Origin of the sequence: Pseudomonas sp. IT-P2, from assembly GCF_949767575.1 — a bacterium.
Classification (GTDB): domain Bacteria; phylum Pseudomonadota; class Gammaproteobacteria; order Pseudomonadales; family Pseudomonadaceae; genus Aquipseudomonas; species Aquipseudomonas pharyngis.
Genome location: NZ_CATKQA010000044.1, coordinates 249176 through 261501, shown reverse-complemented (window position 1 = coordinate 261501; position 12326 = coordinate 249176). Strand labels below are relative to the sequence as shown.

At 57.0% G+C, this 12326-nt stretch carries 11 protein-coding genes; 5 read left to right on the top strand and 6 right to left on the bottom strand.

Features of this window, described 5'->3' with window-relative positions:
* Window positions 1–23 precede the first annotated feature (23 nt).
* The 3 genes from alr (at window position 24) to ACM6JM_RS20575 (ending at window position 2332) form a co-directional block, all read left to right on the top strand.
* On the top strand, window positions 24–1097 hold the full coding sequence (alr, locus tag ACM6JM_RS20585; RefSeq protein ID WP_414882419.1) for an alanine racemase: 1074 nt from the start codon (window positions 24–26) through the stop codon (window positions 1095–1097).
* 88 nt (window positions 1098–1185) lie between these two features.
* Complete coding sequence (locus ACM6JM_RS20580) at window positions 1186–1734, top strand: cupin domain-containing protein (RefSeq protein WP_003229444.1); 549 nt, start codon at window positions 1186–1188, stop codon at window positions 1732–1734.
* 181 nt (window positions 1735–1915) lie between these two features.
* Complete coding sequence (locus ACM6JM_RS20575) at window positions 1916–2332, top strand: c-type cytochrome (RefSeq protein ID WP_039765242.1); 417 nt, start codon at window positions 1916–1918, stop codon at window positions 2330–2332.
* A 55-nt stretch (window positions 2333–2387) separates the two neighbouring features.
* On the opposite strand, the gene ACM6JM_RS20570 is transcribed toward ACM6JM_RS20575, so the two are convergent.
* From ACM6JM_RS20570 to ACM6JM_RS20555, 4 genes are all read right to left on the bottom strand, one after another.
* The gene (locus ACM6JM_RS20570; RefSeq protein WP_074689999.1) at window positions 2388–3107 is read right to left on the bottom strand and encodes an AAA family ATPase; all 720 of its coding nucleotides are present in this window, start codon (window positions 3105–3107) and stop codon (window positions 2388–2390) included.
* A complete protein-coding gene (locus ACM6JM_RS20565; RefSeq protein WP_074690001.1) occupies window positions 3100–3798 on the bottom strand; it encodes a hypothetical protein in 699 nt (232 codons plus the stop codon). The genes ACM6JM_RS20570 and ACM6JM_RS20565 overlap by 8 nt, the downstream gene beginning before the upstream one ends.
* Before the next feature lie 189 nt (window positions 3799–3987).
* Window positions 3988–4866 carry a hypothetical protein gene (locus ACM6JM_RS20560; RefSeq protein ID WP_207273885.1) on the bottom strand — a complete coding sequence of 293 codons (879 nt, stop codon included), beginning with the start codon at window positions 4864–4866 and terminating at the stop codon, window positions 3988–3990.
* On the bottom strand, window positions 4863–5102 hold the full coding sequence (locus ACM6JM_RS20555; RefSeq protein ID WP_146040478.1) for a hypothetical protein: 240 nt from the start codon (window positions 5100–5102) through the stop codon (window positions 4863–4865). The genes ACM6JM_RS20560 and ACM6JM_RS20555 overlap by 4 nt, the downstream gene beginning before the upstream one ends.
* A 572-nt stretch (window positions 5103–5674) precedes the next feature.
* Here ACM6JM_RS20555 and ACM6JM_RS20550 point away from each other — a divergent pair.
* Complete coding sequence (locus ACM6JM_RS20550) at window positions 5675–7597, top strand: acetyl-CoA hydrolase/transferase C-terminal domain-containing protein (RefSeq protein ID WP_414882418.1); 1923 nt, start codon at window positions 5675–5677, stop codon at window positions 7595–7597.
* A 126-nt stretch (window positions 7598–7723) separates the two neighbouring features.
* Here the strand turns inward: ACM6JM_RS20550 and ACM6JM_RS20545 are convergent, their stop codons facing one another.
* Window positions 7724–8296 carry a xanthine phosphoribosyltransferase gene (locus ACM6JM_RS20545; protein ID WP_007920398.1) on the bottom strand — a complete coding sequence of 191 codons (573 nt, stop codon included), beginning with the start codon at window positions 8294–8296 and terminating at the stop codon, window positions 7724–7726.
* 57 nt (window positions 8297–8353) lie between these two features.
* A complete protein-coding gene (gene rep, locus ACM6JM_RS20540; RefSeq protein WP_039765244.1) occupies window positions 8354–10363 on the bottom strand; it encodes a DNA helicase Rep in 2010 nt (669 codons plus the stop codon).
* A gap of 264 nt (window positions 10364–10627) precedes the next feature.
* On the opposite strand from rep, the gene ACM6JM_RS20535 reads away from it, so the two are divergent.
* Entirely contained in the window at window positions 10628–12298 is a 1671-nt protein-coding gene (locus ACM6JM_RS20535) for a putative bifunctional diguanylate cyclase/phosphodiesterase (protein WP_039765245.1), read from the top strand.
* Window positions 12299–12326: the final 28 nt, after the last annotated feature.

Here is a 12326-nt window from a genome sequence, read left to right as displayed (position 1 = left end):
TGACCGCCAAGAAGTCTGCTGCCATGCGTCCTGCCCGTGCCCTGATCGATCTTCAAGCCCTGCGTCACAACTACCGTATCGCCCGTGAAGTCACCGGTGCCAAGGCACTGGCGGTGATCAAGGCCGATGCCTACGGCCATGGCGCGGTGCGTTGCGCCCAGGCGCTGGAGGCTGAAGCGGACGGCTTCGCGGTGGCGTGCATCGAAGAAGCCCTGGAGCTGCGTGCTGCCGGGATTCGCGCGCCAGTGCTGCTGCTTGAAGGTTTTTTCGAGGCCGATGAGCTGGCGCTGATCGTCGAGCACGATTTCTGGTGCGTGGTGCATTCGCTGTGGCAGCTCGAAGCGATCGAGCAGGCAGCGTTGAGCAAACCGATCACCGTGTGGCTGAAGCTCGATTCGGGTATGCACCGCGTGGGCCTGCATCCGAAGGATTACCCGGCGGCTTACCAGCGTTTGCTGGCCAGCGGCAACGTGGCGAAAGTCGTGCTGATGAGCCACTTCGCCCGGGCCGATGAGCTGCACGAGCAGAGCAGCGCCGATCAGGTTGCAGTATTCGAAGCTGCGCGTCAGGGCCTGGCGGCTGAAGTCAGCCTGCGCAACTCGCCGGCGGTGCTGGGCTGGCCGCAGATTCAAAGCGACTGGGTGCGTCCGGGCATCATGCTCTACGGCGCCACCCCGTTCGAAGAAGCCAACGCCGTGGCCGAGCGCCTGCAGCCGGTGATGACGCTGGAATCGAAAGTTATCAGCGTGCGTGAACTGCCGGCCGGCGAACCGGTGGGTTACGGCGCGAAGTTCATCACCGACAAACCGATGCGCATCGGCGTGGTCGCCATGGGTTATGCCGACGGTTATCCGCGTCAGGCGCCGACCGGCACCCCGGTGCTGGTGGCCGGCCAGCGCAGCCGCATTCTTGGGCGGGTGTCGATGGACATGCTGTGCATCGACCTGACTGACGTACCGCAGGCCGGCCTCGGTTCGACCGTCGAGCTGTGGGGCAAGAACATCCTCGCCAGCGATGTGGCGAAGTGGGCGGACACCATTCCGTACCAGATCTTCTGCAACCTGCGCCGGGTGCCAAGGCTCTATTCCGAGGGTTGAAGCGCTAGCGGGGCCCAAGTGTTGTAAATACTGAACGCTGTCGCCATGATAACGCTCAATATTTCTACAACATCAGGAGGCTCCAGCCTTGGACGTCGGTGAACGACTGCAATCGATCCGCAAGCTCAAAGGGCTTTCCCAGCGTGAACTCGCCAAGCGCGCGGGCGTCACCAACAGCACCATTTCGATGATCGAAAAGAACAGCGTCAGCCCTTCGATCAGTTCGCTGAGGAAGGTTCTGGGCGGGATTCCCATGTCCATGGTCGAGTTCTTTTCCGAAGAGATCCTGCAGGAAAAACCGACCCAGATCGTCTACAAGGCCAACGAGCTGATCGACATTTCCGACGGCGCCGTGACCATGAAGCTGGTCGGCCGCGCGCACCCGAGTCGGGCCATCGCGTTCCTCAATGAAATCTACCCGCCGGGCGCCGACACCGGCGAAGAAATGCTCACCCACGAAGGCGAGGAAACCGGGATTCTGGTGGAAGGGCGCCTGGAACTGGTGGTAGGCCTTGAAACTTTTATCCTCGAAGCCGGCGACAGCTACTACTTTGAAAGTACCAAGCCGCATCGTTTCCGTAATCCGTTCGATGCACCGGCGCGACTAATCAGCGCAGCCACGCCGGCGAATTTTTAAACCAAGAGGCGCCAGGCCATACGGCGAAGGCACCCGAAACGTTTTTCCACAGCGCGATATAACCCCTTCGAATTTGGGGTTGTTTCAGTGAAGCGGGCTAACCGCTATACTTGCGCCCGCCTGCGAACCGTGGCCGCAGGCGTGAATAGCCACCATTGAGGGTGAACGCGTGAACCTAATTATGAAAATGCTGGCTGCACCAGCAACCGTACTGGCCCTCTGGGCTGTCAGCGCTCAAGCTGCGACGAATGACGACATTGCCAAGCGCCTCGAGCCGGTGGGCCAGGTGTGTGTTCAAGGGCAAGAGTGCAAGGGGATGGAAGTCGCTGCTTCGGCAGGCGGCGGTGGTGGCGCCAAGACGCCGGACGAAGTGATTGCCAAACATTGCAACGCTTGCCACGGCTCCGGCCTGTTGGGCGCACCGAAAATCGGTGACACCGCGGCCTGGAAAGAGCGCGCCGACCACCAGGGCGGCCTCGACGGCATCCTGGCCAAGGCCATCACCGGCATCAACTCGATGCCGCCAAAAGGCACCTGCGCCGACTGCTCCGATGAAGAGCTCAAGGGCGCGATTCAGAAGATGTCCGGCCTGAAATAAGCCGCGCTTCTGACGAAAAAAAAACCGTCTTCGGACGGTTTTTTTGTCTGCAATATCACTGTGTGCTTTTCGCGATAAAGGCACCGGAAGAATTCAGCACGGCTTTGTACACCGCGTAAGCATCAGTATCTGCTGGGGCTATTGCTTCGGAGCGCCCTTCCGAAATCTGTCTCAGATCACATCCCGGGATCGACATAATGAGCGGTGAGTGAGTGGCAATGATGAACTGTGCACCCTTGCGCGATAGCTCCATTACTCGGTTGATGAACACCAATTGCCTCAATGGGGATAACGACGCTTCCGGTTCATCTAGAACGTACAGTCCCTGGGCTTTGAATCGGTTTCGAAACAGCGCCTCCATTGCTTCACCGTGCGACATGCAATGCATATCCTCGCCGCCGTAGTAGGCCTTTATTTCGGGATCAAAGCTCGCCTCTGCGTCAAGCTTGCGGATCGCAGTGTTCAAGTTATAGAAGGTTTCTGCTCTGTAGAAAAAAACGTCCTTCTCCTTTCGGTAGCCTTTTGAAAGCGTCAGGGCTTCGTGCATATTCGAGTGAGTGTTCTCGGTCGAGAAATTAAAGTTCTTCCCACCGCCTTCTGGATTGCATCCCAAACTGATGGCAAGTGCTTCAAGCAGGGTGGACTTTCCAGAACCATTTTCTCCGATAAATACGGTAATTCTGTTACTGAATGGAAGCGGAAAAAGGTCGCGTAAAAAATGAGCCGCCACTCTGTCTGGCTTTAGTCGTATCTGCTGGATGAATAAATCATTCATATTGGTGCTCCCCGAATATTCTACTGACGGATACCCTTACTCCAATCATCGTTATGCCAAGTCTTATTGAGCTCGTGCTAGCCATGGTAAAAATTCCGACGTAACCAAGGCAGGCAATAAGACGCTCGCCGAATAATTCAGGCGTAGCAGTGGCGCTGAAAATAACGACCGATACTGTCCCGGCCGAGATCGCCATTTCCGGCCAGAAGCATTGAATGGCGTTGGCTTTTTGATATTTGTAGCGTGCTCGTATTGTATTCTTCAGACGTTCATTACAGCTGGTGATAAGTGCTTGAGAATTTTGGTCATCAATTGTGGGGGAGCTGAAAGTGCTGATGAGTGATTCCTTATACAGGTCTTCATTGACCATTTCGGCTTTATACAGACTCTGGATTTTGGGTTTGGCATATATCAACTGCACGCAAGTCAACGCAGTGATGAGTATCAGAGGGATGAAAAAATAAGCGTTTTCACGAAGTAAGATATAGGCTGTGGCAAAAGTCAAAATACAAGATCCTGCCAGATGAGTTGAGTCATGAAGGACTGAAGCAATTTTCTCGGCATCTTCTTTGATCATCGTCACGCGAAAGCTTAACGGATAAGGCCTTTTATCATGCACAACGAAATTAATGAGTAAAAAGCGAGATTTTGCTTCCATAAGCGCTGCCATTGAGTTACCCAGAGTTTGCATTGCGAGCTTCGCTAAAAAAATAGTGGTGAGAACTAGGTACAGATTAGTGCTGAAAGCACCACTACTGAGAGCTGTAAGTCCCTTGGCAACGATCGATGGTATTAGCAATTGGCATACAGCTGCTAAAGTCAGGCACATTGTTGAAAATAAAAATAATATTAAATTTTTTTGCAAGCACATAAACATAATTTAATGCCCCTCATACTGCAATTTGTAGCTTAGAATCCGGTGGCGGCGATAAGCGGCCTCTCTGCTTGAATAGTATATGGATAGAAGCGAAGTTGTCGGGCTGAGCACACGTTCGAGGTAGATGGCTGAGGCAAAGATAGCGCCTGTTGTCAAAGTGCTTTCGCTTAATAAGTGAGCAGATATCAAGAATAAAAAAACTATCGCTACCAAATAGCATGTTCCCGAAATGGATTCGAAGGATGATGCTTTCAGGCTTGAACGAAAAGCGAGGCGTTCAATGTGTTTGATGCTCAGCTTGACTCTGTCGTTGTATGGTTCGGCATTGTATAAATGCGCACAGATTGCCCCTATTGTAACGGTGTTTTCTTTTACATATTCTTCAAAAAGGGTGGCGCTGTTTCTCCGGGTTATAAAATATGCAGCTGAGGCATATATCAGGCCGCTAAGGGGGGCGAGCGCCAAAAGTGGATGATAGTGAGTCGTTATAATCAATGCGAAGATTATGATGCTGAAGTTGAGTGAGGTGTCAAAGAAAACCGAATGGTATAGATACAAAGAGCCGTCAACATCTCCGTCGATGAGTTCGATCTGCTCACCTGGGTTTCTTGTATGTATGGATGCTTTGCTTCCCAGGCGAGTTAAAATTGTTTTTTTCAGAATGTACCTTGTCTTGGCAGAAGTCTTTTGTAGATATATGTTGGCTGCTAGTTTCAAGGGTGGCGTCGCGATGATGAAAAGCGAAGCACCAGCGAGCACATATAAATATAAGCGATCGTGGGATAGGTATAAATTAATTGAATTTCCGATTAAGTAAGGCGATGCGCTTGTTAGAGCTGAGACGCCCAGGCCGAAGCAGCAAAGTATTAGATTGCTTTTCATGGTTTGATAAATTCCATTTGGTGCGGACGAAATGGAAGCTCGTAGTTACGGTCAATCAAACCAATGAAACCGAGTAGTGAACCTGGCTGAGTTTCCAGGGCGCTTCCGGATGCTTTTGGAAGTTTATTTTCGATATGGTAAATATAGTAAGGCAGGTATGGCCATACCGGGCAGTCTGTGGTCAGGCTTCGGTGGCGGTTCAAGGGCTCAGTTAAAAATTCAATCGGCGTTTTCAATATAAAAATCCTGAAGCAAGTGAAAGGGCGGCACGTATTGACCGCCCCTGGCTCATGACTACATGTAAGTCGCGTAGCAGCATCCTTGCCAACATTGTGAGCAGCAACTAGCGCATGGGCGAACCGCTGCTGGCTGCACTCAAGTTGCTGAATGCTTGAATTGCCAACGTTGATATCGGTTCGCTTGAATTTAGAATGCGTGTCCACGCACTACGGATTGCTAAAAAGTCGATCTCCATAAATTGTTCGGATAAATTTATGTTGGTCTAAAGGCATTGATTGCTAACGAAGTGTTACGTTTTTAATGCTAGCTGGAACTCAGATAACTTCAATTCAGAAGTGTCCTGAAGTTCTGCGCGATTAAATTGGAATCAATGTGGGAAAGAGGCTACAGGCTTGTGTGATGATTCTCTCGGTATCGTTAATGCATTGTTATTGTTGAATGTTTTTTGGATGTGCTTGCACCAAACATCGCACTCTTCTATTTTTTTCGCACTAATTGCCTTCCCTCTGAAGTAAATCCCCGGCAAGCTCGGTCTACCCCTATTCACGGAACGGGCAGGAGGCTTCAGATGGTGCAGTTGTGTTCGATCGAACAGGCAGTGGACGACGTGCTGGCGCGGTTGCCGGCGCATATCCACATGGGCCTGCCGCTGGGGCTGGGCAAACCCAATCCTTTCGTCAACGCGCTGTACCGGCGGGTGGCCGGGTTGCCCGAACGGCAGCTGACGATCTACACCGCCCTGTGCCTCGGCCGCCCGACGCTGGGCGATGGTTTGCAGAAGCGCTTCATCGAGCCCTTCGTCGAGCGGGTGTTCGGTGATTACCCAGAACTGGAATTCCTCGCCGATCTGCACCGCGATAGCCTGCCGGCCAACATCCGCATCGAGCAGTTCTTCATGCAGCCGGGCAGCCTGCTCAACAGCGCGCCGGCCCAGCAGGATTACGTCAGCAGTAATTACAGCCACGCCGCCCGCGACATCAACGCCGCCGGCCTGAACCTGGTGGCGCAGTTGCTCGCCAGCAGCAGCGAACATCCGGATCGTCTTAGCCTGAGCTGCAACCCGGACATCACCCTCGACCTGTTCCCGATGATCGCCAAACGCCGGGCGGCGGGGGAGACCATTCTGCTGGTCGGCCAGGTGCACACCGAGCTGCCGTACATGCCGGGCGACGCCGAAGTCGACATCGATACCTTCGACCTGCTGATCGACGAGAAGGACAGCAGCACGCTGTTTTCCACGCCGAACATGCCTGTCGGCTTTCAGGATCATTTCATCGGTTTGCACGCCAGCACCTTGGTGCGCGATGGCGGTACTTTGCAGATCGGTATCGGCTCGATGGGCGATGCGCTGACCGCCGCGTTGCTGGCGCGTCAGGCCGACAACGCCGGATACCAGGACTTGCTGGCCGATGTGAACCTCAGCCAATGGGCGCAGTTGATCGAACGCGAGGGCGGCATCGAACCCTTCGCCAAAGGCTTGTACGGTTGCAGCGAAATGTTCGTCAACGGCCTGCTGGTACTGGCCGAAGCCGGGATCATCCGGCGCAAGGTTTACCCGGATGTACAGACTCAGGAGCGGGCCAACGCCGGGACCCTCGACGAAGCGGCGCAAACCGATGGCATCTCGATCCATGGCGGTTTCTTCCTCGGGCCGCGCAGTTTCTATGAACGCTTGCGTGAGTTACCGCTGAGCAAACGCCTCGAATTCAACATGACCCGCATCAGCTACATCAACGAGCTGTACGGTCAGGAAGAGCTCAAGCGCCTGCAGCGTCTGGATGCGCGATTCATCAACACCGTATTCACCATTACCCTGCTGGGCGCCGGGGTGGCGGATCAACTGGAAGACGGGCGGGTGCTCAGCGGCGTCGGCGGCCAGTACAACTTCGTTGCCCAGGGCCATGCGCTGCACGATGCGCGCTCGATCCTGCTGCTGCGCAGCTGGCGCGAATCCGGCGGCGATGTCAGTTCGAACATTGTCTGGGAGTACGGCCATTGCACGATTCCGCGGCACCTGCGCGACATTGTGGTCACCGAGTACGGTATCGCCGATTTGCGCGGCAAATCGGATGCGGTGGTGATCGAAGCGCTGTTGAACATCAGCGACTCGCGCTTCCAGCAGGGCCTGATCGAGCAGGCGCAGAAGGTCGGCAAGCTGCCGAAGGATTTCCGTCTCGATCCGCGCTTTACCGACAACACCCCGCAACGCTTGCAGGCGATTGCCGCACGGCATCCGAACCTGTTTCCGGAGTATCCGCTGGGCTGCGATTTCACGGAGGTCGAAAAGGATCTGTTGCGGGCGCTGAACTGGCTCAAGAGCAAGTTCAAGCTGACCGAGATTCTGGAGTTGGGCAAGGCAGCGCTGGATGCGCCTGAGGCTTCGCTGTATCCGGAGCATCTGGCGCGCATGCAGCTCACTGATCCGGAAGGTCTGAAGGAAGACCTGTTTCAGCGGTTGCTCCTTACTGGCCTCAAAGCTACCGCGCAATAACTCCAACACCCGAAGCAACTGTGGGAGCCAGCCTGCTGGCGATTGCTATCCGCCAGTCCTGAAGATGTTGACTGACACGACGCCATCGCCAGCAGGCTGGCTCCCACAGAGGTAATGCGGTGTTGCTTACTCGATGAAGGTAACCACGCCATCCTTCAGCGATTTCACGCGAGCCAGCGACTCGACGCGGTAACCCTGCGAATCCAGCTCCGCACGGCCGCCCTGGAACGACTTCTCGATCACGATGCCCAAGCCAGCGACGGTGGCGCCGGCCTGCTTGATGATCGAGATCAGCGCCTGGGACGCCTTACCGTTGGCCAGGAAGTCGTCGATGATCAGCACACGGTCGCTGCTGGTCAGGTGGCGCGGGGAGATGGCCACGGTGCTTTCGGTTTTCTTGGTGAACGAGTAAACGGTCGCCGACAGCAGGTTTTCAGTCAGGGTCAGGGACTGTTGCTTGCGGGCGAAGATCACCGGCACGCCGAGGTTCAGACCGGTCATGATCGCCGGGGCGATGCCCGAGGCTTCGATGGTGACAATCTTGGTGATGCCGGAATCCTTGAACAGCGAGGCGAATTCGTCGCCGATCAGCTTCATCAGGGCCGGGTCGATCTGGTGGTTCAGGAAGGCGTCGACCTTCAGGACCTGGTCGGAAAGCACAATGCCTTGTTCGCGGATTTTCTGGTGCAATGCTTCCATGAAGCTGTCCTCATTTGGCGCTTTGTGCGCCGAAGGTCTAGTAAAAAGTGGTCAATTCTAGCGCTTTAACATCGCGCGTATATCAGCCAGTGCGCTGTTGCCCCGCACGGCTTTGACTTCGGTCGGTGTGTCGTCGTTGCCTTCCCAGGCCAGGTCGTCCGGCGGCAGCTCATCAAGGAAGCGGCTTGGCGCGCAGTCGATGATCTCGCCGTACTGTTTGCGCTTGGCGGCGAAGGTAAACGCGAGGGTCTGGCGCGCGCGGGTAATGCCCACGTAGGCCAGGCGGCGTTCTTCTTCGATGGTGTCGGCTTCGATGCTGGAGCGGTGCGGGAGGATTTCCTCTTCCATGCCCATGATGAACACGTAGGGGAATTCCAGGCCCTTGGACGCATGCAGGGTCATCATCTGGACGCCTTCGGCGCCGTCTTCCTCTTCCTGCTGACGTTCCAGCATGTCACGCAGGACCAGTTTGCCGATGGCGTCCTCGACGGTCATTTCGCCGTCTTCGTCTTTTTCCAGGGTGTTCTTCAAGGCTTCGATCAGGAACCAGACGTTGCTCATCCGGTAGTCCGCGGCCTTGTCGCTGGAGCTATTGGTGCGCAGCCAGTTCTCGTAGTCGATGTCCATGACCATGCTGCGCAGGGCGGAGATCGGGTCTTCGCCGGCGCATTGCTCGCGCACCTTGTCCATGAAGCGCTTGAAGCGCGACAGGCGATCGGTGAAGCGGCTGTCCAGATGCTCGCCCAGGCCGAGTTCGTCGGTGGCGGCGTACATCGAGATCTTGCGTTCGGTGGCGTAGTTGCCGAGTTTTTCCAGGGTCGTCGAGCCGATTTCCCGGCGCGGCACGTTGATCACCCGCAGGAAGGCGTTGTCGTCGTCCGGGTTCACGATCAGGCGGAAGTAGGCCATCAGGTCTTTCACTTCCTGACGACCGAAGAAACTGTTGCCGCCGCTCAGACGGTACGGCACCTGATGGTGCTGCAGTTTCAACTCGATCAGCTTGGCCTGGTAGTTGCCGCGATAGAGGATCGCGAAGTCGCTGTACGGGCGGTCGGTGCGCAAGTGCAGGCTGAGGATTTCCATGGCCACGCGCTCGGCTTCGGCGTCCTCGTTGCGGCAGCGGATCACGCGGATCTCGTCGCCGTGGCCCATCTCACTCCACAGCTGCTTCTCGAATTCGTGCGGGTTGTTCGAGATCAGCACGTTGGCGCAGCGCAGGATGCGGCTGGTGGAGCGGTAGTTCTGCTCCAGCATCACCACTTTCAGGGACGGATAGTCGTCCTTGAGCAACATCAGGTTTTCCGGCCGCGCGCCGCGCCAGGCGTAGATCGACTGGTCGTCGTCGCCCACCACGGTGAACTGGTTGCGTTTGCCGATGAGCATTTTCACCAGCAGGTACTGGCTGGCGTTGGTGTCCTGGTATTCGTCGACCAGCAGGTAACGCACCTTGTTCTGCCATTTTTCGAGGATGTCGGCGTGCTCTTCGAAGAGTTTCACCGGCAGCAGGATCAGGTCGTCGAAGTCCACCGCGTTGAACGCCTTGAGCGTGCGCTGATAGTGGGTGTAGACGATGGCGGCGGTCTGTTCCTTGGGGTTACGGGCGTTTTCCAGGGCCTGGGCCGGCAGGATCAGGTCGTTTTTCCAGGCGCCGATCATGTTCTTGATCTCGTCGACGCCGTCGTCGCCTGCATATTCCTTCTGCATGATGTCGGTCATCAGCGACTTGACGTCGGTTTCATCGAAGATCGAGAAACCGGGTTTGTAGCCCAGCCGTTCATGTTCCTTGCGGATGATGTTCAGGCCCAGGTTGTGGAAGGTGCAGACCGTCAGCCCGCGTCCTTCACCTGGACGCAGCAGGGTGCCGACCCGCTCTTTCATCTCGCGCGCGGCCTTGTTGGTGAAGGTCATGGCGACGATGTACTGGGCGCGGATGCCGCAGTTCTGGATCAGATGCGCAATCTTGCGCGTGATCACGCTGGTCTTGCCGGAGCCAGCACCGGCGAGCACCAATAGAGGGCCGCCGACGTAGTTCACGGCTTCTTGCTGCCGGGGATTGAGTCGGGACATACGAAAATTCGGGAGTCGTTGACGAAATGGGCCGGCATTTTAACAGGCTCAGCGATTTGTGCTGCTCTCTCCGACTTGTGACGCAGCACGCGATTCAAATTTGCCGGTTTTGTTACTTTCACGCAGGATGCGCGGTGATTTTGCGGCTAATGTTCTCATTCGTGACACAAAATAACGTTTTGATAACCGTTGTCGTTTGGTCATTGGTTGCCGCAACGGCATAATGCCCGCCGCCCACATCATTGCAGAGTCTAGGGAGTCAGCTTGACTACGCCTGTCGAACCCTTGCGTTTGCTGCTACTGGCCGAAGAGCCAGCGTGGACAGCGTTATTGCGCGAGTGTCTGGCGCCGTTGGGAAGTACGGCGGTGCTGATCAGCGCGCCGAGCTGGGAGTCGGTCAGCAGCCTGTTCGAAGACAACCGCCACGCGGTGTTGTTGACCGTTCCCGCGTTGCAGCCGGCGCCCGGCCGTTGCAGCCTGCCGACGGTGTTGCTGTTGGAACACGAGCCGGCGACCGCGCCCGACGGCGTCAGCGACTGGCTGGTGTTCGATGCCCTCGATCCCGGCATGCTCCGGCGTTGCCTGCGGCATGTGCGCGAACGCGGCGTGCTGGAAAACACCCTGCAACGCCTGGCCGAACAGGATCCGCTGACCGGCATCGCCAACCGCCAGGGCTTCCAGACCCTGCTGACGGCGCGCCTCGCCGAAAACGACGGTCGCGGCCTGGCCCTCGGGCACCTTGATCTCGACAACTTCCGTCACGCCAACGACGCCCTTGGCCACCAGGCCGGCGACCGCCTGATCCTGCAAGTCGTCGCACGGCTGAAAAGTCAGCTGGAAGTCGGCGATCAACTGGCGCGCCTCGGCAGCGATGAATTCGCCTTGCTGATCGATACCCGCCGCGCCCCGCAACGGGCCGAATGGATGGCCGAGCGCATTACCGAAGCCCTGGCCGAACCTTATTGGGTCGACGGGGAAAGCCTGTTGATCGGCTCCAGCCTGGGCATCGCCCATGCCCGCGCCCAGGGTGGTGCGGATCCGCTGATGTGGCACGCGCACATCGCCATGCAGCAGGCCAAGAGCACTCAGGGCTGCACCTTTCACATCTTCAACGAGCGGATCAACCGCAACGCGCGGAGCATGGCCGACCTCGAAAGCGAGCTGCGCCGGGCGTTGCGCCGTGACGAGCTGGAGCTGCACTACCAGCCGCGCCTGAACCTGCAGGACGGCCAGATCGTCGGCCTCGAAGCGCTGGTGCGCTGGCGCCATAGCGAACGCGGCCTGCTGCCGCCGAGTGAATTCGTGCCGCTGGCGGAGCAGAGCGGCCTGATCGTGCCGCTGGGTTATTGGGTGATATCCCGGGCCCTGCGCGACATGCAGGCGTTGCGCGAACGCGGACTGCCGGCGCTGCACATGGCGATCAACCTGTCGTTCCGCCAGTTTCAGGACAGCCAGTTGCTGCCGACGCTCAGCCGTCTGATCGCCGAGCGCGGCGTCGAGGCGCAGTGGCTGGAATTCGAACTCACCGAAACCGCCGTGATGCGCCGCAGCGATCTGGTCAAGCAGACCATGGACGCGCTCGGTCGCCTCGGCGTGCGATTTTCGCTGGATGATTTCGGCACCGGGTTCTCATCGTTCGTGCACCTCAACAGCCTGCCGATCACCTTGCTGAAGATCGACAAGAGCTTTGTCGGCGGCATGGAGCAGCGTGAAGAGAACCGCAAACTGGTGCACGCGATGATCAATCTCGCGCACAACCTGCACCTGGAAGTGGTGGCCGAAGGGGTGGAAACCCGGGAGCAACTGGATCTGTTGCGCGGGTTCGGCTGCGATCAGGTGCAGGGTTACCTGATCAGCAAGCCGTTGCCGTTGGCGGAACTGGTTGAATATCTGGTGGTTGACGCCAGCCAGCCGCCGCTGGGTATCGTGGTTTAGCCTCAAATCCCTGTGGGAGCGAGCTTGC